Origin of the sequence: Micromonospora sp. HM134, assembly GCF_007833915.1 — a bacterium.
GTDB classification, from domain to species: Bacteria; Actinomycetota; Actinomycetes; order Mycobacteriales; family Micromonosporaceae; genus Micromonospora; species Micromonospora wenchangensis.
Map to the genome: position 1 here is coordinate 6,987,335 of NZ_CP041061.1, position 19,961 is coordinate 7,007,295.

The window sequence follows — 19,961 nt, forward strand, 5'->3', positions numbered from 1 at the left end:
GGGGCCCCCGGCACCCGGCTCATGCCGCCACCTCGCGGTGGACGCCCGCCAGCACGTCGAGCAGGGACTCGGCGTCGACCGGACGCAGCCGGCCCGCCGCGATCGCCCGGTCGGCGCTCCGTCGGGCCAACGCCAGGTAGGGGGCGACGGACTCCGGCGCGGTCCGCGCCAGCCGGTCCAGGTGCCGCCGTACGGTGCCCGCGTCGCCGCGCGACACCGGGCCGGTGAGCGCGTCGTCACCGAGCCGCAGGGCGTTCTCCAACGCCGCCCGCAGCAGCGGGGCCAGCACCTTCTCCGGCTGGGCCACCCCCGCGTCCCGCAGCCGGTCGGCCGCCTCGTTGACCAGGGTCACCAGGTGGTTCGCGCCGTGCGCCAGCGCCGCGTGGTAGAGCACCCGGTCGGTCTCCCCCACCCACTCCGGCACCCCGCCCAGGTCGGCGACGAGCCGGGCCGCCGCCGCCCGCAGCTTCGCCGGGGCGGTCACCCCGAAGGAGATACCGGCCAGTCGGGACAGGTCGTCCGGCGTACCGGTGAAGGTCATCGCGGGGTGCAGGGCCAGCGGCCGGGCGCCCACGGCGGCGGCCGGGGCCAGCACGGCCAGCCCGTGCGCGCCGGAGGTATGCGCGACCACCTGGCCGGGGTGCAACGCCCCCGTGTCGGCCAGCCCGGCGACCACACCGGCCAGCGCGTCGTCGGGAACGGCGAGCAGCAGCAGGTCGGTGGCCTCCCGGGCGACCGAGGTCGCCGACCGGTTCACCGTGTCCGGCAGGAGCAGCGCGATCCGGGCCCGGGTCGCCCCGGAGACGCCGGACGCGGCGACCACCCGGTGCCCGGCGGCGACCAGCGCTGCCCCGAGCACGGCACCTACCCGGCCGGCACCCACCACGCCCACGGTGAGGTGGGCGGGAAGGACGAACGGGACACCGGGTACGGCGGGGCCCTGCGGTACGGCGACGCCGGGTACGGCGGCCGGGCGCGGGCGCAGCGGTGCGCTCATGGCAACGATCCAGTCCTCGAAGGGGGTACCGGTCGATGGCAAGTATGCGCCGGGGGCAGGGAACCCGAACAAGGATGTGTGAAAACGTTCACCGACCGCCGGCGCCGGGCGCCCCGGTGGCGGCCGGCGGCCCGGTGTGGCAGTTCACCCGGTGTGGCGGTTCACCGCCGTCCGGCCAGGAACCCGGCGTCGACGAACTTGACGTTGGTGTCCGGGCGCGTCCCGTCGTCCCCGTCCGGCGTCGTCGGGGTGTTCCGGCCGTCCTGCACCACCAGCAGCCCGCCGGGGAAGCCCGGCAGCGGCGTGGCCGTCACCGCCGCCCCGTCGCACTCCTGCGCGCCGTCGACCCGGCCGTCGACCACCGCGAACCGCCCGGTCGGCCGGTTGCTGACCCGGTCGTAGGTGAAGAACGTGTCGTCGCCCTGGCTGGACACGACGAGGGTGCCCGTGTACCGGCCGGTACGCATGATCGTCAGGCCCTCCACGTCGTGGGCGATCCGCCCGCCGAAGCCCGGGTCGGCGGTGTGGTCGGTGACGCAGTCGTCGGCCGCCGGGTCGAAGCCCGCCGGGACGCCGTACTCGCGGACCCGCTCCACCGACCGGGGTACGTCCACGAACCGGCCACCGGCCAGTCGGGTCCGCCACAGGCCGACCTTCTCCTGTGCCAGGTACACCACGCCGGTGGCCGGGTCCACCACCGTCCCCTCCACCTGCGGGCCGTCCCCCGGGTCGGTGCACGGCGACCAGCCGGAGCCGTCCGGCAGGGTGAACGTCGACGGCAGCACCAACCGGTCCACCGGCCGGTAGCTGACCCGCCCGGCCCGTTCCACCAGCCGGAACACCCCCACCTCCGGGGTGCTGCGCCGGCTCACCACCGCGTACGCGGCCCCGTCCCGGTCGGTGAACGTGCCCAACCCGTACGCGGTGCGCTGGGTGTTCACCTCCGCCTGGTCCCGGCTGAACGCGAACGGCGGCTGCGGCGCGGTCACGTCCACCAGCCGCCGCGACGCCGGGTCGATCCGGTAGAACCGGAGCTGGTCGCGCCACCGGTCGGTGACCACCGCCAGGTCGACCGGCCGGCCCGCCAACCGGAAGCCGCCGACCAGGTCGACGTTGTTGAACCGGCCCGCCTCGTCGTCCGGGCAGGGTGCCGGCGGGGTGCCGATCGCCTGCCGCTCCCGGGCCCGCAGGTCGTACACCCGCAGGCCGCCGTTCTTGGCGGTGACGATCACCAGGCTGCCGGCCCGGTCGGTGGGGTGCACCCAGATCGCCGGGTCGTCGGCGTCGGCGTCGCCCCCGGCGGCGGCGTCGAACAGGGCGGGTGTCTCGGCCACCGCCCGGACGGCACGCGGCATGTCGTCCCGGGCGGGCGCGGCGGCGGCACCGGTGGTCGTCACCAGCAGCGGTACGACCGCCAGCGCGGGGATCACGATTCGTCTCATGCCCGCAGACCGTAGGGTCGGCACGGTGACGGACCCTGAACACGGGATGAACGCGATGCGCTGGCGGGACGCCATGGACGCCGCCCTCTACGGGCCACACGGCTTCTTCGTCTCCGGGTCCGGCCCCGCCGACCACTTCCGGACCAGCGTGCACGCCTCCCCGGCGTTCGCGGCGGCGGTGTTCCGGCTCGTGTCCCGCCTCGACGCCGCCCTCGGTTTCCCCACCCCGTTCGACGTGGTGGACGTGGGCGCCGGCCGGGGTGAGCTGCTGCGCGCCCTGGCCGCCCTGGCCCACGGGTCGGCGACGCCCGACGCGGCTCCGACGCCGCTGGCTGACCGCCTGCGCCTCACGGCCGTGGAACTGGCCCCCCGCCCGGCGGACCTGCCGCCCGTCATCGCCTGGGCGACCGAGCCCCCGGAGGGGATCACCGGCCTGTTGACCGCTACCGAATGGCTGGACAACGTCCCCCTGGACGTGGCCGTCCCCACCGACACCGGCTGGCGCTACCACCTGGTGGACCCGAGCACCGGCGAGGAAACCCCCGGCCCCCCACTGACCCCGGAAGACCTGACCTGGCTAACCACCTGGCACCCCACCCCCACCACCCCGCCGCCCTCGGTGATCAAGAGGTTTGCGTCAACGGAGGGGCCCGAACCTGACGCAAACCTCTTGATCACCGAGCGCGGGGAGCGGGTGGAGGTGGGGCGGGGCGGGACCTGGCCTGGGGCGGGGTCGTCCGGCGGCTGCGGCGGGGGGTGGCGTTGGCCGTCGACTACGGGCACCTGCGGGAGCGGCGGCCGGTGGGCGGCACGTTGACCGGGTACCGGAACGGGCGACAGGTGCCGCCGGTGCCGGACGGCTCGTGTGACATCACCGCGCACGTCGCCGTGGACTCCGTCGCCGCCGCCGGTGCCCGGGTCGCCGGGTGTGCGTACACGTTGCTGTCGCAGCGGGAGGCGCTGCGGGCGCTCGGGGCCGACGGCGGCCGACCGGCGCTGAGCCTGGCCGGCACCGACCCGGCCGGCTACGTGCGGGCCCTCGCCGCCGCCTCGGCGGTGGCCGAGCTGACCGACCCGGCCGGGCTCGGCGGACACCACTGGCTGCTCCAGCCGGTCGGCGTCACCGTCGATACGCTCATGGCACGATGACCGACATGACCACGGACACCGGTGAACTGCGCGAGCTGACCGTCGGCACCGGGGCCGGCGGGGAACAGCTCGGCACCGACATGGTGCTCAACATCGGCCCGCAACACCCCTCGACGCACGGCGTGCTCCGGCTGAAACTGGTGCTCGACGGGGAACGGGTGGTCGCCGCCGAACCCATCGTCGGGTACATGCACCGGGGCGCGGAGAAACTGTTCGAGGTCCGCGACTACCGGCAGATCATCGTGCTGGCCAACCGGCACGACTGGCTGTCGGCGTTCTCCAACGAGCTGGGCGTGGTGCTCGCCGTGGAACGGCTGATGGGCATGGAGGTGCCCGAGCGGGCCACCTGGCTGCGGATGGCGCTGGCCGAGCTGAACCGGGTGCTCAACCACCTGATGTTCCTCGGCTCCTACCCGCTGGAGATCGGCGCGATCACCCCGGTCTTCTACGCGTTCCGGGAACGGGAGACCATCCAGGCGGTGATGGAGGAGGTCTCCGGCGGCCGCATCCACTACATGTTCAACCGGGTCGGCGGGCTCAAGGAGGAGGTCCCCGCCGGCTGGACCGGCCGGGCCCGCGCCGCCATCGACGAGGTCCGCCGCCGGATGCCCGACCTCGACAACCTGATCCGGCGCAACGAGATCTTCCTGGCCCGCACCGTCGGGGTGGGGGTGCTGTCGGCCGCCGACGCCGCCGCGTTCGGGGCGTCCGGGCCGGTCGCCCGCGCCTCCGGGCTCGACCTCGACCTGCGCCGCGACGAGCCCTACCTGGCGTACGACCAGCTCGACGTGCCGGTGGTCACCCGCACCGCCGGGGACTGCCACGCCCGCTTCGAGGTGCTGCTCGACCAGGTGTACGCCTCCCTCGACCTCGCCGAACAGTGCCTCGACCGGGTCGACCGGCTCACCGGACCGGTGAACACCCGACTGCCCAAGGTGGTCAAGGCCCCCGAGGGACACACCTACGCGTGGACGGAGAACCCGCTCGGGATCAACGGCTACTACCTGGTGTCGCGGGGCGAGAAGACGCCGTGGCGGCTCAAGCTGCGCACCGCGTCGTACGCCAACGTGCAGGCGTTGGCCACCCTGCTCCCCGGCTGCCTGGTGCCCGACCTGATCGCCATCCTCGGCTCGATGTTCTTCGTGGTCGGCGACATCGACAAGTGAACCGCCCCTGACCCTGCCGGCGACGGTCCGCCCCCGGCGGTCAGCGCCAGTGCCCGCCCGCACGCGGAGCGTCGTCCTGCGGCGGGTAGCCGTACCGCTGCCCGCCCGCCCACTGCTGGTGGTCGCGCGGCTCGGGCTCGGGGTCACGCCACGACACCACCGGCTCCCGGTCCCGCCACTGCTCGGCCCGCTGCCCCTCCCACCGCCGGTCGTCGGCGCGCGCCGGCCACTCCTGGGCGGGCTGCGGCTCGGCGCGGGCCGGCCACTGCCCGTCCGGCCGGTCCTGCGCCGGTGGGGTCGCGTGGGCCGGCCACTGTTCGGCCGGCCGGTGGCTGCGTGCCGGCTCCCGCCACTGCTGCGGCACCGGCACCCCGCCGGCCGGCAGCGCGGGACGGTCGGACTGCTCCGGTCGACCGCCACCCCACCGGTCGCCGGTGGGGTCCGCCCCGTCCCGGTACGGCTCCTCCTGCCGCACCGACGCCCACCGGTCCGAGTACTGGTAGCCGCCGTCGGCGCGCGCCTCCGCCCGGCGCTCCCCGACCCGTACCTCCCGGGCCCGTCCCTCGTCGCGCACCTCGGCCCAGCGGTCACCGGCCTGCGCCTCACGGGCCGGCGCATCGGCCCGGTCCTGCGCCCAGCGGTCACCGGTGCGCGGCTCGGGCGGCTCGGCACGGCCCCCCGCCCAACCGGACCGGCCGCCCGCCGACCAGGCACCGGCCTCCCCGCCACCCGCCGACCACTCCGGCCGGCCCGGCTCGGGCCGGTCGTCGCCCGGCGTCGACCACCCGGGGCCGGCAGCGGCCGGCCAGGCCCGCTCGTCCCGGGACGCCGGACGGGACGCCCGGGAACGGTCCTCCGGCGGGGCCGACCAGCCGCGGCCGGTCGGCTCGGCCTGCGCCGGCCAGGAACGCTCCGGCTCCCCGCCGGCCCAGGACGACTCGTCCCCGCCGGAGGCCCACCGGCCGGCGTACCCACCGCCGTAGCCGCCGGCCGGATCGGGGCCGTCGACGACGGTGTGCCGGGTGGTCACGTGCACGGTCTCGGTGTGCCGCACCACCCCGAGCGGGCGGGACGGCGACTCGGCGGCGGGCGCCCCGCCGCGTGGCTCCCGGCTGGCCGCCCCGTACACCCCGGCCTGCCCGGTGGTCGGGCGCTCCGGGGCGTAGCGGCGGCCGGTCGGTTCGGCGGCCTCCCGGTCGGCCGGAACCCGGCCCCGGCCCGTCGCGACCGGCTCGGAAACCTCCGGGTGGCTCCAGTCCGACGGGGGCTCCTCGACCACGGCCCGTCGCCGGCCCACCGGGGCCTCCGGTGCCGGCTCGGCGGCCGGGACCCGGGCCCGGCCCGCACCGGCGACGGAATCCTCGGCGGGCGGGGCGGCGACGGCGGCAGCCAGCTCGGCCGCCGCGTCCAACCGGCGACGCAACGCGGTGACCTGCTCCTCGGCCCGCTGCGACTGGTCCAGCGCCTGGTTGCCGCGCTGGGCGGCGGCCACGATCTCGCTGCGCAGCTCGCGGCGGAGCTGCTCCAACTCGTCGAGCACCGTCTCGTCGGACGCCTGGACGCCCCCGTCGGCGCGCAGCGCGATGGACAGGCCGATCAGCACCACGGCGGTGATGGCCAGCACCGCGGCGAAGCGCAGCGGACCGTTGCCGTCGGCGAACAGCAGGATCAGCGCGGCGATCGGCGCGAACGCCACCCCGATCCAGAACAGGACGGTCAGCAGTTGCGGTCTGCGCTTCTCGGAGACGACCGGGGAGGGCATGGCTGTGCAGCCTACCGAGATGTACGCGGGCTGGGAACGGTCCCAGGGCAGAATTGCCCCGATCTCGGCCGGTACGGTCGGCGCGACCGGATCGCACCTGACCGACATCCGCCCTGGTCAGCGGGGCACCATCACCCCGTTGCGGGGCGGGCCCGGTCGCGGTCGGGGGGAGCCGACCGCGACCGGGATCACGCTCAACTGGTGGCGAGCGCGCCGTCGGACGAGAAGACCAGACCGACGCTGGCGGTGCCGGTCTTCAGGGCGGTCTTGGTCTGCGGGCCACCGGCGTCCAGCGAGCTGAACGAACCGGCCTTGAAGTCGTACACCTCGACCAGGCCGGCCTGGCACTTCGGCCGCTGCGGGCACTCCGGCGGGCCGGCCAGCACGGTGTCCTTGCCGGAGCACTTGGCCGCCAGGTCGGAGAGGGTCTTCAGGGCGTACTTGTCGGCGAACGCCTTGGTCACCGCGAAGGCGTTCTGGTCCTGCGCCGAGGACGGGGTGCCGAACGTGATGCCCGCCTTGTCACCCTCGGACTTCAACGCGCTGACCGTCTTGTCCAGCTCCGGCGAGGAGACCGGGGTGGCGTCCTTGCCGTTGGCCTTGGTGTTGAGGAACTCGGCCATGGTCGCCGCGTACTCGGGGACGACCTGGATCTCGCCCTTCTCCAGGCTCGGCTCGTACAGCTCGCGGTTGCCGATCTGCTGCACCTTGACCTGGTAGCCGGCGGCGGTCAGGGCGATGTTGTACAGCTCGGCCAGGGTCTGGCTCTCGGAGAAGTTGCCCGCCCCGACGACGATCTGCCCACCCGGGCCCTTGGCGATGCCGGTGGTCAGCCCGTTGGCCGAGGCGAACTCCTCGGCGGCCGCCTTCGGCGTCTTGCGGTCCACGTCGACCGCCTTGTTGAGGGCGATCAGCTTCGGCGTGTCCAGCGCGGCCGAGACCTTGTCCAGCGCGGCGAGCAGCTGCGGGTTGGCCACCTTGGCGTTGACCGCCGGGATGATGTTGTCGGTGTTCTGGAGCTTCTTGTCGTCGTCGAGGACGACGAGCTGGTCACCGGCGACCGGGGCGCAGCCCGCACCGCTCGCGCCCTGCTGCGGAGCGTCGGTGCCGGACGAGCCGGCGTCCCCACACCCGGTCAACAGACCCGCCAGGGTCAGGGCGCCCACCGCGCCCGCCGCCAGCCGTGTCCGTACGCGCATCGTGCCCGCCTTCCGTGTCCCGGCGCGACCCCGGGCAGGGCCGGCCGCGTGTCCGACGGGCGACGGTCGCCGCCCGCGGGTTCAGCCAATATCCTTCCGGACCGACCGACAAACTCTGAACCACTTTCGTCACGTGATCGTCACGGAAAGGGATCAGTTCCCCGCCGTGGCGTCCGCCGCCCGCCGGTTCGCCGCCCGCCGGGTACGCCGCAGCGGTCGCGGGGTGACCGCCCGCTCGACCAGTGCCAGCACCCCCTCCACCGCCAACGCCAGCCCCGCCACCAGCACCCCACCGGCGATGATCTGCCCGCCACCGGCCGCGATGTCCAGCCCGAAACCGGCCCGGATGATCTGGCCCAGCCCTCCGCCGTTGACGAACGACGCCAGTGCCGCCGTCGCCACCACCTGCACAGCGGCCGTACGGAACCCGGCGGCCAGGTACGGCACCGCCAGCGGCAACTCCACCCGGCGCAGCACCTGCCACCCGGACAGCCCCATCCCACGCGCCGCGTCCCGGGCCTCCGGGTCGGCCTGCCGCACCCCGGTGTACGCGTTGGCCAGCAGCGGCGGCACCGCGAACACGGCCAACGCGACCACCACCGCCGGCCGCCCGAAGCCGAGGAAGGTCAGCGGGAGGATCGTCAGCAGCGCCAGGGTGGGGATGGACAGGGTCAGGTTGGAGATCAGCACGACCGCGCCGCCGCCACGCCCCGAGTGCCCCAGCCAGAGGCCGACCGGCCAGGCCACCAGGCAGCCCAGCAGCACCGCCGCGGCGGACATGCTCAGGTGCTCCCCGACCCGGTCCAGCACCCCACCGGGGTTGGTCCAGTTGAGCGGGTCGTTGAGCCAGACCACCGCCTGCTGCACCGGATTCACCGGGTCTGCCTTTCGCTCGTGACTGCGGGGCTCCGCTGCGCTGCACTCCTCGCACTCACCGGGTCTGCCTTTCGCTCGTGACTGCGGGGCTCCGCTGCGCTGCACTCCTCGCACTCACCGGGTCTGCCCTTCGCTCGTGACTGCGGGGCTCCGCCGCGCCGCGCTCATCGGGGGCGGCTCCGGAGCCAGGGGGTGAGCAGGCGGCCCACGCCGGCCAGGATCAGGTCCAGCACCAGCGCGAGCAGGACGCAGAGCAGCGTGCCGGTCATGATCTGGGCCTTGTAGAAGTTGTTCTGGAACCCGGCGAAGATCAGCTGCCCCAGGCCACCCCGGCCGATCACCACCCCGACGGTTACCAGCGCGACGGTGGAGACCGTGGCGAGGCGTACCCCGGTGAGGATGCCGGGCAGGGCCAACGGCAGGTCGATCCGGAACAGCCGGGCCCACCTGCCGTACCCCATGCCCTCGGCGGCGTCACGCACCTCGGGAGGCACCTGGTTCAGCCCGGCCACCGCGTTGCGCACGATCACCAGCAGCGCGTACAGCACCACCACGGTGAGCACGGTCACCGCCCCGATGCCCAGGTAGGGGGCGATGAACGCGAACAGGGCCAGGGAGGGGATCGTGTAGAGCACGCCGGTCAATGCGAGAATCGGCCCGGCGAGACGCCGGTACCAGTAGGCCAGCACCGCCAGCGGCAGGGCCACCAGCGCGGCGAGCAGCACGGCCCGGCCGGTCAACGAGGCGTGCTCGCGCAGCGCGGCGAGAATGGTGTCAGAGTTGTCCCGCACGTACTGCCAGGAGAACCACGGATTACCCGGCTCGGCCCGGTAACTCAGGTGGAAGGACACACGTGGACGTTACCCCCGGGGGCACCGGCGACGCAGGGCACAGCGCCGCCTCGATCACGCTCGACGGCATCCGCAAGCGGTACCCGGACGGCACCGACGCCGTCCGGGAGCTGAGCCTGGAGGTGCCGGCCGGCGAGCTGGTGGTGCTGATCGGCCCGTCCGGCTGCGGCAAGTCGACGGTGCTGCGGATGGTCAACCGGCTGATCGAGCCGACCGGCGGCCGGATCATGCTCGGCGACGAGGACATCACCCGGGTCGACCCGGTGAAACTGCGCCGACGGATCGGCTACGTCATCCAGAACGTCGGCCTGTTCCCGCACCAGACGGTCGCCACCAACGTCGGCACCGTACCCCGGCTGCTCGGCTGGCCGAAGGAGCGGATCCGGAAGCGCAGCGGCGAGTTGCTGGAGCTGGTCGGGTTGGACCCGGCCCAGTTCGGACGCCGCTACCCGCACGAGCTTTCCGGCGGGCAGCGGCAGCGGGTCGGGGTGGCCCGCGCGTTGGCCGCCGACCCGGTGGTGCTGCTGATGGACGAGCCGTTCTCCGCCGTCGACCCGATCGTGCGGACCCGGTTGCAGGAGGAGTTCCTCCGGCTCCAGGCCGAGGTCCGCAAGACCATCGTGCTGGTCACCCACGACCTCGACGAGGCCGTCCGGCTGGGCGACCGGATCGCGGTGCTCTCCGAGGGCGGCCGGCTGGAGCAGTACGACACCCCGGCGGCGCTGCTCGGCACGCCCGCCTCGCCGTTCGTGCGCGAGTTCGTCGGCGCGGACCGGGGCATCCGCCGGCTGGCGGTCACCCCGGTCACCCGGGAGGTGCTCGACGGCGCGGCCACCGACGCGACCCTGCCGGAACTGCCGCTGGGCCGCTCGGCGTACGACGCGCTGGCCGCGATGCTGACCGCCGGCACCGACGCGGTCGTGGTCACCGCCGACGGCCGGCCGGCCGGCACGCTCAGCCGCACCCGGGTGCTCGACCTCGGGCAGCCCGGCAGCTAGCCCGTGCCCGGTGGGTCAGGCCCGGCCGCCGAGGCTGGCCAGCCGATGATCCAGCCGGCGAAGAAGCCGTAGCCGGCCCCGGTGCCGGTGGTCTCGAAGGCCGCCAGCAGCGGGCCGTCCGCGGTGAGCAGCGCCGCCAGCAGGGTCGCCGCCGCCGCGGCCAGGGTGTACGCGGCCCAGCCGGAGAAGAACTGGCTGGCCGACCCGGGCACCCGGGCCACCTGACCGGCCGGCAGCAGGTAGAGCAGGCCCGCGGCGAACAACAGCAGCAGGATGGCCCGCAGGTCGGTGGCGAGCACCCCGTGCTCCGGGTCCGTCGACTCGACCCGCCAGGCGGGCCAGGCGAGCAGCCGCAGGTACCAGCCCCCGGCGGAGTTCGGATCGGTGTGGGCCTCGGCCCAGCCGACGTACCAGGGGCTGCCGCAGACGCCGACGAGGATCAGCGCGGCGAGGGTGCCGGTGCCGGCGGCGGTGCCGTACCCCTGCACGGTGCGGGGGCGTCGGGTGAGGGCCATGCGGCGGGAAGTTCCCGACCCGCCACGGCCGGCAAACCTCTCCCGCCAGCCGGCGGGTCGGCCGCTCAGTGCTTCATCAGGTAGTCGATGAACGCCGCCCGCAGCAGCGGCGCGGACTCCTCGTAGCCGTGCCCGGTCAGCTCCCGCCACAGCGCCGCCGCCTCGTCGATGGTCGGCCCCACCGAGTTGGGCGCCCCGTCGAGCGCGGCGGCCTCGTCGGCGTTCGGCAGGTGCCGCAGCACCGACCAGAAGAACCCGACGTCCCGCCGTTCCCGGGCCCGCGCGAAGGCCCGCTCCCGCAACTCCTCGGTGGAGAGGGCGTCGAGCTGGTCGAAGGTGTGGCCGGTGCCGGCGGAAGGAGTCTCGGTCATGCCCGCGAGCCTAACCGGCGAGATCGTCGCCGGCCCGTCGTCCACGCCCGCCCGCGGCGACCCCACCGGACCGGGCCGGGGCGCTCACCGCCCGTCGGCGTCCCAGCGGGGTGGGGCGCTCTGCCAGCGGGGGGCCTCCCAGGGGTCGGGCGGGGTGTCGTCGGTCGTCCGCTCCGGCAGGGCCGGGGTCCAGTTGCGCGCCTCCCCGCCCGGGGGCATCGACCAACCGGAGCTGATCGCCCCGTCCCGCACCGGCGGCAGCTCGACCGGTTCACCCCGGACGGTGCGGGGCCGGCCGTACGTCTCGACCAGCCGGGTGACCAGCAGCCCACCGGCCAGGGCCGCCCCGCCGACGGCCCACCGGTCGGTCGGCGCGCCGACGCCGTCCGCCCAGGCCAGGTACGTAACCACCAGGCCGACCGCGAGGAGGGCGCCGAAGATTCCACCCCGCCGGCCGTACGCGCTGGTGCCACCGAACATGGACACGCCGACCGCGAGCACCGTCCAGTCCAGTCCCGACGTCGGCGTCACCGGCCCGTCCGCGTTGGCGGCGACGAGCACCCCGGCGAGCATCGCCAGCACCGTGGAGGCGATCAGCGCGGCCGAGGTGACCAGGGCAGCGGCCATGCCGCGGCGACGGGCCGGGTCGGCCACCGGCCGGAACCGGCCGACCAGCCGGCGTACGGTCCGGATCGCGCCGAACGCGCCGAGCAGGACGGCCACCGCGGCGAACCCGGCGAACAGGTAGTAGGCGTTGCGCCGGGGGTCGTAGTCGGCCTGCACCGCCACCGGCAGGTCCCGCCGCTCGATCCAGACGATCATCCCGGCGGCGGCGGCGAGGCTGGCCGCCCAACCGGGCACGTGCAGCACCACCACCGCCCAGGCCAGGGCCAGCCCGCCCAGCGCGGCGGCGACCAGGGCCGGGACGATCGCCGTGGACACCCCCCGGTCGCCCTGCTCGGCGAAGTGCAGCGCGGCGGCCAGCGCGACCGGGCCGATCGCCAGGTTCACCGCGGCGGTCCGCAGGCTCAGCCCGGCGGCGAGGACGAGCAGGCCGAGCGCGACCGCGTCGACGAGCAGCCGCCGCAGGCCGGCACCGCGCAGCGCGTCGGGGTCCTCCCGCCACAGCAGGTAGGCCAGCGCGGCGAGGGCGAGCAGCAGCACCAGTTCCCAGACCACGTGCACGCCGAGCCGGTCCCGGCCGGGTTCCCCCTGCGTCGGGTCGTCGAGGACGTTCTCGGGCACGGTCGCGGGCACCTCTGCCGACGCGGTCCGGCCCGGTTCGTCGTACACCATGCGGTGCGCCTCCCAGGTGACCGGCCGTCACCGGTGACGGCTGACTGTGTTCCGGTCGCCAGGCACCGTACCCGCGCGCCGGGGGCGGACGTAACCCCTGTCAGCGCTGCCCGGGTCGGTCCGCCCGGTCGTCGTCGTCGGACTCGGGGACCCGGCAGGAGCGTTCGAGCCAGAGCGCGGCGGCCACCAGGGCCAGCGCGGCGAGGGTGCCCGCCCCGGCGGCGGGCCGGTCCTCGATGGCGGCGTTGGTCGGCTCGACGAAGAGCCAGCCGGTCAGCCCGGCGTAGAAGCCGAGGAAGATCGCCCCGGCCAGCGCGGACGCCTTGGCCAGCACCACGAACCGGGCGACCAGCAGCGGGTTGACCGGCTCCCGGCCGGGCTTGCGTTCGATCCGGCCACGGGTGTTGACCGCCGCGTACGCCTCCAGCACGGCCAGCGCGGCCAGGGTGACCACCGGCAGCCAGGGCAGCCGGGGGATGCCGCTGTAGTAGAAGCCGCTGATCAGCAACCAGGCCACGGCGGCGGCGGCGAGCGCGGCGACCAGCAGCGTCGAGAACCGGGTGGGGCCCATCCTCGACCCGTCGGGCTCCCGGTCACGGGGCGGTCGGGACGGCGTCATACCGGCCGGCTCCACTGGTTCATGTGTCCGACTCTAACGAAAGATCGGGGCGGGGGGTCAGTTCGAGGGTGTCCCCGGCGACCGGCTCGGCGTTGAGCAGGTCGGTGAGCCAGCCGTGCCCCGCCAGCCGCCCGTGCGGGTCGATGTCGATCCACGGCCGGAGCACGAAGGCGCGCTGGTGGGCGCGGGGGTGCGGCAGGGTCAGCCCGGGGTCGTCGCTGAGCACCGGCCGTCCGGCGTCGTCCCAGACGGCGACGACGTCGACGTCGAGGGTGCGCGGCCCGTACCGGCGGGCGGGGTCGCGGACCCGGCCGGCGGCGGCCTCGGCGGCGTGCGCCCGCGCCAGCCAGTCGTCCGGGGTCGCCGCCGGGTCGGCGACCATGACCGCCGCGTTCAGGTACGCCGGCTGGTCGGCGTCGCCCCACGGGGGTGTCTCGTAGACGCCGGAGACCACCAGCACCGCGTCGCCCAGGCCCGCGACCGCGGCCCGCAGGTGGCCGAGCCGGTCGCCCAGGTTGCTGCCGATCGACAGCACCGCCCGGGTCACCGGGTACGCCGCATCGTGACGGCCACGTCGGTGAAGGTGTGCGGGATCGGGGCCTCGGGCTTGTGGACGGTGACGGTGGCGGCGGTGACCAGCGGCTCGGCCAGGCAGACCGCGAGCAGCCGGTCGGCCAGCGTCTCGATCAGGTTGACCGGCTCGCCGGTGACCACCGCGACCAGCCGCTGCGCCAGCTCGCCGTAGTGCACGGTGTCGGTCACCTCGTCGGAGCGGGCGGCCGGGGCGAGGTCGAGTTCGAGTTCGGCGTCCACCACGAAGTCCTGGCCCTCGGCGCGTTCGAAGTCGTAGACGCCGTGCCGGCCCCGGACCCGCAGTCCGGTCAGGACGATCCGGTCGGTCACGATCCTCCCTCCGTCCGGCCGGTGGGGGCCGGGTCGTTGCTGGTGGTGGCGAGCCGGGGGCGGCCGGTGGCCGACCAGACGGCGAGCGCGTCGGTGGTGCCCCGGACGTCGTGCACGCGGACCCCCCAGGCACCGGCGGCGACGGCGAGCACGCTGGTGGCGATGGTGGCGGCGGCCCGGCCGTCGGTGTCGCGGGGGGTGCCGTCGGGGGTGGCGAGCAGGTGGCCCAGGTAGGACTTGCGGCTGGCGCCGAAGAGCAGCGGCAGGCCGAGGTCGAGCAGTTCGGGCAGGCGGGCGCTGAGTTCCCAGTTGTGCGCGGCGGTCTTGGCGAAGCCGAGGCCGGGGTCGATCACCAGCCGGTCGGCGGCCACCCCGGCGGCCAGCGCGTCGTCGACCCGCTGGGCCAGTTCGGCCCGGACGTCGGTGACCACGTCGGTGTAGCTGGCCAGCTCGCGCATCCCCCGGGAGTGTCCCCGCCAGTGCATCAGCACCCAGGGGCAGCCGGCGTCGCGGACCACCCGGGCCATGTCGGGGTCGGCCAGCCCGCCCGAGACGTCGTTGACCACGGCGGCCCCGGCGACGACGGCCGCCTCGGCGACCGGGGCGCGGGTGGTGTCGATGCTGACCGGCACCCCGGCGGCGGCGAGTTCGCGGATCACCGGCAGCACCCGGGACGCCTCGGTGCGGGGGTCGACCCGGTCGGCACCCGGGCGGGTGGACTCGCCCCCGACGTCGACCAGGTGCGCGCCCTCGTCACGCAGTCGCACACCGTGTGCGACGGCGGCGTCGAGGTCGGCGTACCGGCCGCCGTCGGAGAAGGAGTCGGGGGTGACGTTGAGGACGCCCATCACCACCGGGGCCTGCGCCCGTACCAGATCGGTCACGACTAGACGGTACCGGTCGCGTCGGGCCGCTCCGAGGACCCCCACCAGCCCTTCCACGGCCACCCTGACGTGCCTGTTGGAACAGGTGTACGATCGGTCTTCCGGGTCGAATCGGGCCGACTCTTCGCGGCTTGTCGCAAAGGGGGGCGGCCCGTACGCTGTGGAATTGCCCAGCATCAAGAGATGGCGAAGCCTGGAGGGAGGGCCGAAGCGGGAAAATCCCCCCAAATCTCGCCACTCTCCGTGGTGAGAAACCCGCGCCGCGTCATCGACGCTGTGCACAGTGAGCACATTCCCGCCAGGCTTGCCTACTGCACCACCGCGGCACCGCCGGCCGCGTTATGGGGAGGTTCCAGTGATCGCCTTCGAGCTGATGGAGACGACGTCTTCCGGCGTCGCACAGGTGCTGCACACCCTGGCGACGACGCCACTCGCCGAGCCGGCCCCCAAGGGCATCGACACCAACGGTGTCGTCACCTTCTTCGCCAGCAAGATCGCACCCATCCTGCTCGCCGTGCTCGGGGTCATCTTCATCGGCCGGGCCAGCCGGGGCGAGATCTCCAAGGTGCTGACCAGCTCGGCCATCGCGATCGTCGGGCTGGCCTTCATCGCCGGTGCGGCCACACTCTTCTTCATCGGTGACTACCTGATCGATCTGATCTTCGAATAGGCGCGGGCGAGACATGCGGCTGCGCACCGACGACGACATCTACCGAGCCCGCCTGGTCTACCTCGGGCCGCCCGGCTACACCCTTCCGGTCCACCTGCCGTACGCCCAGTACGGACTGTTCATGCTGCTCGTGCCCCTCTACATGTTCATCCACTGGCTGTTCACGTTGCAGGTCGAGCTCTTTCCCGCCTGGGAGATCGCGCTCGCCATCGTGAGCACCTCGTTCATCTTCCGGTACGTCGACCCGGACCGGCCGGCGCGGATGGTCATCCGCACCGCGCTCACCGACTGGCGACGCACCCGGGAACCGGCCGCCGAACTGCGGGACCCCCGCCTGGTCGGCAGCCGGATCAGGATCCGGGAGGAACTGGCATGACGGGGCGTACCCGAATCGGGCAGTCGGACCACACGGGTGAGGCGGTCGAATGAGTCGCTCTTCCACGCCGGGTTTCCCGGCCGGACGACACAGCGCCCCACACGGTAACCGTGCGCGGTCGTTCGACTACCCCCAGGAGGAGCTGCGGGACGACGAGCCGTACGACCCGTCCCTGCTCACCGGCCCGGGTCAGGGCGGCGTTGGGGTGTTCCAGGCCCCCCGGCCCAGCCCCGGCCGGGGCACCCCCGAGGCCGAGCCGGCACCCGCCGCGCCGATGCTGGTGGGTGACGGCACCGACATCGACTCCCCCTTCCTCGACCTCTTCGGTGGCGGCCCCCGCCCCGGCACCGCCCCGTCGCCCGGTGCCCCGGCCCGTCGGGGTCCCGGCCGGGAGCAGCGACCCGTACCGCACCAGCCGGCCCCCGCGCCGCCGGCCATCGAGGCGCAGGCACCTCCGGCGGCCATCGAGGCGGCCCCACCGGCCGAGCGGGCCGCGCGTACCCGCGTCCCGCACCAGCAGGGCGACCGGTCGGCGGCGACCCCGACCGGCGACCGCCCGGCCGAGGCACCGCAGCGGCCACCGCGCCGGATCCCCACCGACCTGTTCCCCCGGGACACCGGCGAGCCGCTCACCGCGCGGGAGGCGGCCGAACGGGCCCGCCGGGAAGCCACCGAACGGGCCCGGGAGGCGACCGACCGGGCCCGGCGCGAGGCCGCCGAGCGCGCCCGCCGGGAAGCCGCCGAACAGGCCGCGGCGGACGCCGCCCGCCGCGAGGCCGCCGAGGCGGCACACCGCGAGGCGGTCGCGCAGGCCGAACGCGAGGCCGCCGAACAGGCCCGCCGGGAGGCGGCGGAACAGTCCCGGCGCGAGGCCGCCGAACAGGCCCGGCGGGACGCCGACGAGCAGATCCGGCGGGACGCCGCTGAGCAGGCCCGGCGGGACGCCGCCGAGGCGGCCCGGCGGGAGGCGGCGGAGCGGAGCCGGCGCGAGGCCGCCGAGAGGGCGCGCCGGGAGAACGCCGGGTCGGCCCGGCGCGACGGGACGCTGACCCCCCGGCCCCGGCCCACCCCGGTGGAGCCCACCACCCCCGCCTGGCCGGAGGACGTCGCCCCCGCCTGGCCGGAAACGGCCGAACCGATCCGGGCCGAGGCCGTGGTCGCCCCGACCGGCGCGCTGGCCGCCGAACCGGCCCGGCCCGCGCCCGTCGACGCCGACCGGGTCGCACCGGCGGACCCCGGCTCGCGGGAACTGGCCACGCCCCGGGAACGCGCGGCGAGCCGCCGTACCGCGGCGACCAAGCCGGTCCGGGTACGCCCACCGAAGATCAAGTTCGGGGACCGGGACCCGTCGATCGAGCTGGCCATCACCGAGATCGCCGGGCACCTGACGTTCACCCCCAACACGGTCACCGCCTGGTACTGGCTCCCCGAGGTGCGGTGGGCGTTCCGCCCGGACGCCGAACGCGAGGCGCTGCTCTCCGCCATCTCGGAGCAGTACGCCGGCCTGGCCGGCTTCCGGCTGCACCTGCGCCGCACCACCCGGCCGTTCCCCGCCGACGAGTGGGCCCGCACCATCGACGCGCACACCGCGTCACCGCTGCCCGACGTCCCCGGCACACCCGGCTGGGCCGACCACCTGGTCGCCGCCCAGCAGCACCTGATGTCGGTCAACCACGCCGAGGGGCAGACCTACCTGGGGGTCACCTTCGCCCGCCGTTCCCTCGGCGACTCCCTCACCGAACGCCTGCTGCGCGCCTTCGGCAAAGGCACCGCCGACGGTGAACGCCGCAAGCTGGGCCGTACCGTCGAACAGTTCGACGAGGTGCTGGGCAGCTTCGGCATGCGGGGCCGGCGGGTCACCGCGCAGGAGCTGGAATGGCTGCTCTACCGCTCGGTGGCGCTGTGCATGGCCCCGCCCGGTGCGCTCTCCCCGGTGACCAACGGCCGGTGGGAACGCGGCGACCTGCTCGCCCTCACCGAACAGGTCGAGCGTTACCGCACCCCGTACGGCACCACGGTCAAGCTGGTCAACCGGATGACCGGCGAGGAACGGCACGTGGCCGTGCTCGCGGTCGGCCGGATGGAGCCGCTGGAGATCCCCGAACGGCACGAGCCGTGGCTGCACTTCCACGAGCGGCTGCCCTGGCCGATGGAGATCTCCACCCGGGTCGACATCCTCGGCTCCGGCGACTCCTTCCGTAACCTCGAACACCGGCTGCGGATGATCCGCTCGCAGCAGCTCGACTACGCCGAGCACGGCATCGACGCCCCGCCCGAGCTGGAACGGCTCGCCAAGCGGGCGCTGGTGATCGGCGACGAGATGACCACCGGCCTGCCGGTGGACTCCGCCCGGGCGCACGGCTGGCACCGGATCGCCGTGGGCGGCCGGACCCGCGAGGAGTGCATGGAACGGGCCCGCCGGCTCATCCAGCTCTACTCCCGGGAACTGCGCATCTCGCTGCAACACCCGAAGAACCAGGACTGGCTGGCCCGGGAGTTCATCCCCGGCGAACCGATCGCCAACACCGGCTACGTCCGCCGGATGCCGGTGCCGCTGCTGGCCGCCGCGCTCCCCCAGGCGGCGTCGACAGTCGGCGACCGCCGGGGCGACCTGATCGGGCGTACCGCCGGGACCTGCCGCCGGCCGGTCTTCCTCGACCTGCACTTCCCGATGGAGGTACGCGAGCGTTCCGGGCTCGCCGTCTTCGTCGCCGAACCCGGTGGCGGCAAGTCGACCCTGCTCGGCGCGCTCGGCTACCTGGCCGCCCGGCGGGGCGTGCAGGTCACCCTGCTCGACCCGTCCGGTCCGCTGGCCCGGCTGTGCGCCATGCCGGAACTCAAGCCGTACGCCCGGGTGCTCAACCTGACCGGCTCGGAGCCGGGGACGCTGGCCCCGTACGCGCTCATCCCCACCCCGCTGCGCAGCGAGTTCACCACCGGCGCGGCGGGCGACCGGGAGTTCGAGATCGCCGTCTCCAACGCCCGGGCCGAGCGGCGCATGCTGGTGCAGGACATCTGCATGATGCTGGTGCCGCCGCAGGTGGCCCGGGAGGCGTCCACCGCCACCCTGTTCCGGCACGCGGTACGCCAGGTGCCGGCCGAGGAGACGTCCACCCTGGACGACGTGGTCACCTGCCTCCAGGGGCTCGACGACGACGCCGGCCGGGAACTGGCCCACCTGCTGCTCGACACCGCCGAGATGCCCCTGGCCATGCTCTTCTTCGGCCGTCCGCCGGAGGGGCTGCTCGGCGCGGGCGCGGCGCTCACCGTGATCACCATGGCCGGCCTCCGGCTGCCCGACCTCAAGATCGAACGCGAGTACTGGTCGGCCGAGGAGGCGCTGGCCCTGCCGATGCTGCACACCGCGCACCGGCTCGCCGTCCGTCGCTGCTACGGCGGGTCGATGTCCTCGCGCAAGCTCGTCGGCCTGGACGAGGCGCACTTCATGGAGGGCTGGCGCTCCGGCCGCTCCTTCCTGGTCCGCCTCGCCCGCGACTCCCGCAAGTGGAACCTCGCCGCCCTGGTCGCCTCGCAGAACCCGAAGGACATCCTCGGCCTCGACGTCCAGAACCTCGTCTCCACCGTCTTCGTCGGCCGCATCGCCGAGGACTCCGAGATCGCCTCCGAGGCGCTCCGGCTGCTCCGGGTGCCGGTCGACGACGGCTACGAGGCCACCCTGGCCTCCCTGTCCGCCGTCGACACCACCTCCGCCACCCGGCTCGGCTTCCGCGAGTTCGTCATGCGGGACGTGGACGGCCGGGTGCAGAAGGTCCGGGTCGACGTGTCGTACGTCGAGGGGCTGCTGGACCACCTCGACACCACCCCCGCCGCGGTCGCCCAGGCCGCCGGGATACTGCCGACCGTCCTGGCTGATCTGGAGGCGTGAC

At 74.6% G+C, this 19,961-nt stretch carries 18 protein-coding genes and 1 pseudogene; 6 read left to right on the forward strand and 13 right to left on the reverse strand.

What is annotated here, in order from left to right; genetic code table 11:
- Nucleotides 1-19: 19 nt before the first annotated feature.
- Nucleotides 20-997 carry a Rossmann-like and DUF2520 domain-containing protein gene (locus FJK98_RS30440; RefSeq protein WP_145922089.1) on the reverse strand — a complete coding sequence of 326 codons (978 nt, stop codon included), beginning with the start codon at nt 995-997 and terminating at the stop codon, nt 20-22.
- A 161-nt stretch (nt 998-1,158) separates the two neighbouring features.
- Complete coding sequence (locus tag FJK98_RS30445) at nt 1,159-2,439, reverse strand: phytase (protein ID WP_145922090.1); 1,281 nt, start codon at nt 2,437-2,439, stop codon at nt 1,159-1,161.
- A gap of 55 nt (nt 2,440-2,494) precedes the next feature.
- Between FJK98_RS30445 and FJK98_RS30450 the strand changes: the two are divergent.
- Together FJK98_RS30450 and FJK98_RS30455 are read left to right on the forward strand one after the other, a co-directional pair.
- A pseudogene (locus tag FJK98_RS30450) lies at nt 2,495-3,588 on the forward strand (SAM-dependent methyltransferase).
- Entirely contained in the window at nt 3,585-4,754 is a 1,170-nt protein-coding gene (locus FJK98_RS30455) for an NADH-quinone oxidoreductase subunit D (RefSeq protein WP_194821398.1), read from the forward strand. Before FJK98_RS30450 ends, FJK98_RS30455 begins: the two are co-directional and overlap by 4 nt.
- A 40-nt stretch (nt 4,755-4,794) precedes the next feature.
- Here the strand turns inward: FJK98_RS30455 and FJK98_RS30460 are convergent, their stop codons facing one another.
- The 4 genes from FJK98_RS30460 to FJK98_RS30475 form a co-directional block, all read right to left on the reverse strand.
- Nucleotides 4,795-6,516: a hypothetical protein gene (locus FJK98_RS30460; RefSeq protein WP_145922092.1), complete on the reverse strand. Its 1,722-nt coding sequence runs from the start codon at nt 6,514-6,516 to the stop codon at nt 4,795-4,797.
- 194 nt (nt 6,517-6,710) lie between these two features.
- Complete coding sequence (locus FJK98_RS30465) at nt 6,711-7,715, reverse strand: glycine betaine ABC transporter substrate-binding protein (protein ID WP_145922093.1); 1,005 nt, start codon at nt 7,713-7,715, stop codon at nt 6,711-6,713.
- A 153-nt stretch (nt 7,716-7,868) separates the two neighbouring features.
- Entirely contained in the window at nt 7,869-8,591 is a 723-nt protein-coding gene (locus FJK98_RS30470) for an ABC transporter permease (RefSeq protein ID WP_145922094.1), read from the reverse strand.
- A 164-nt stretch (nt 8,592-8,755) separates the two neighbouring features.
- Entirely contained in the window at nt 8,756-9,442 is a 687-nt protein-coding gene (locus tag FJK98_RS30475; RefSeq protein WP_088643878.1) for an ABC transporter permease, read from the reverse strand.
- Between the two features lie 2 nt (nt 9,443-9,444).
- Here FJK98_RS30475 and FJK98_RS30480 point away from each other — a divergent pair, with 2 nt between their 5' ends.
- Entirely contained in the window at nt 9,445-10,440 is a 996-nt protein-coding gene (locus tag FJK98_RS30480) for an ABC transporter ATP-binding protein (protein WP_145922095.1), read from the forward strand.
- Here FJK98_RS30480 and FJK98_RS30485 read toward each other — a convergent pair.
- The 7 genes from FJK98_RS30485 to folP all read right to left on the reverse strand — a co-directional run bounded on the left by FJK98_RS30485 (nt 10,437) and on the right by folP (nt 15,028).
- A complete protein-coding gene (locus FJK98_RS30485; RefSeq protein ID WP_305070084.1) occupies nt 10,437-10,955 on the reverse strand; it encodes a hypothetical protein in 519 nt (172 codons plus the stop codon). The genes FJK98_RS30480 and FJK98_RS30485 overlap by 4 nt on opposite strands.
- A 65-nt stretch (nt 10,956-11,020) precedes the next feature.
- Entirely contained in the window at nt 11,021-11,326 is a 306-nt protein-coding gene (locus FJK98_RS30490) for a hypothetical protein (RefSeq protein ID WP_088643875.1), read from the reverse strand.
- 84 nt (nt 11,327-11,410) lie between these two features.
- On the reverse strand, nt 11,411-12,622 hold the full coding sequence (locus FJK98_RS30495) for an ABC transporter permease (protein ID WP_145922096.1): 1,212 nt from the start codon (nt 12,620-12,622) through the stop codon (nt 11,411-11,413).
- 100 nt (nt 12,623-12,722) lie between these two features.
- Complete coding sequence (locus FJK98_RS30500; RefSeq protein WP_370516946.1) at nt 12,723-13,193, reverse strand: DUF3180 domain-containing protein; 471 nt, start codon at nt 13,191-13,193, stop codon at nt 12,723-12,725.
- A gap of 67 nt (nt 13,194-13,260) precedes the next feature.
- Complete coding sequence (gene folK / locus FJK98_RS30505) at nt 13,261-13,788, reverse strand: 2-amino-4-hydroxy-6-hydroxymethyldihydropteridine diphosphokinase (protein ID WP_145922098.1); 528 nt, start codon at nt 13,786-13,788, stop codon at nt 13,261-13,263.
- Entirely contained in the window at nt 13,785-14,144 is a 360-nt protein-coding gene (gene folB, locus FJK98_RS30510) for a dihydroneopterin aldolase (RefSeq protein ID WP_145922099.1), read from the reverse strand. Before folB ends, folK begins: the two co-directional genes overlap by 4 nt.
- Nucleotides 14,141-15,028, reverse strand: coding sequence for a dihydropteroate synthase (gene folP / locus FJK98_RS30515; RefSeq protein ID WP_145922100.1), 888 nt, complete (start codon nt 15,026-15,028; stop codon nt 14,141-14,143). The genes folB and folP overlap by 4 nt, the downstream gene beginning before the upstream one ends.
- Before the next feature lie 355 nt (nt 15,029-15,383).
- Here folP and FJK98_RS30520 point away from each other — a divergent pair, with 355 nt between their 5' ends.
- From FJK98_RS30520 to FJK98_RS30530, 3 genes are read left to right on the forward strand one after another with little or no spacing between them, the layout of a single operon-like run.
- Nucleotides 15,384-15,698, forward strand: coding sequence for a hypothetical protein (locus FJK98_RS30520; RefSeq protein ID WP_088643869.1), 315 nt, complete (start codon nt 15,384-15,386; stop codon nt 15,696-15,698).
- Nucleotides 15,699-15,711: 13 nt separating this feature from the next.
- Entirely contained in the window at nt 15,712-16,074 is a 363-nt protein-coding gene (locus FJK98_RS30525) for a hypothetical protein (protein WP_067302246.1), read from the forward strand.
- A gap of 49 nt (nt 16,075-16,123) precedes the next feature.
- Nucleotides 16,124-19,960, forward strand: a complete 3,837-nt coding sequence (locus tag FJK98_RS30530) for an ATP-binding protein (RefSeq protein ID WP_240762442.1) — start codon at nt 16,124-16,126, stop codon at nt 19,958-19,960.
- Nucleotide 19,961 lies beyond the last annotated feature (1 nt).

Bases quoted from the DNA above. Each gene is read 5' to 3' on its own strand.
- FJK98_RS30455 (WP_194821398.1), top strand. From the start codon at position 3,585: ATGACCGACATGACCACGGACACCGGTGAACTGCGCGAGCTGACCGTC.
- FJK98_RS30440 (WP_145922089.1), bottom strand. From the start codon at position 997: ATGAGCGCACCGCTGCGCCCGCGCCCGGCCGCCGTACCCGGCGTCGCC.
- FJK98_RS30465 (WP_145922093.1), bottom strand. From the start codon at position 7,715: ATGCGCGTACGGACACGGCTGGCGGCGGGCGCGGTGGGCGCCCTGACC.
- FJK98_RS30460 (WP_145922092.1), bottom strand. From the start codon at position 6,516: ATGCCCTCCCCGGTCGTCTCCGAGAAGCGCAGACCGCAACTGCTGACC.
- FJK98_RS30495 (WP_145922096.1), bottom strand. From the start codon at position 12,622: ATGGTGTACGACGAACCGGGCCGGACCGCGTCGGCAGAGGTGCCCGCG.
- FJK98_RS30525 (WP_067302246.1), top strand. From the start codon at position 15,712: ATGCGGCTGCGCACCGACGACGACATCTACCGAGCCCGCCTGGTCTAC.
- FJK98_RS30485 (WP_305070084.1), bottom strand. From the start codon at position 10,955: ATGGCCCTCACCCGACGCCCCCGCACCGTGCAGGGGTACGGCACCGCC.
- FJK98_RS30500 (WP_370516946.1), bottom strand. From the start codon at position 13,193: ATGGGCCCCACCCGGTTCTCGACGCTGCTGGTCGCCGCGCTCGCCGCC.
- FJK98_RS30530 (WP_240762442.1), top strand. From the start codon at position 16,124: ATGAGTCGCTCTTCCACGCCGGGTTTCCCGGCCGGACGACACAGCGCC.
- FJK98_RS30490 (WP_088643875.1), bottom strand. From the start codon at position 11,326: ATGACCGAGACTCCTTCCGCCGGCACCGGCCACACCTTCGACCAGCTC.
- FJK98_RS30445 (WP_145922090.1), bottom strand. From the start codon at position 2,439: ATGAGACGAATCGTGATCCCCGCGCTGGCGGTCGTACCGCTGCTGGTG.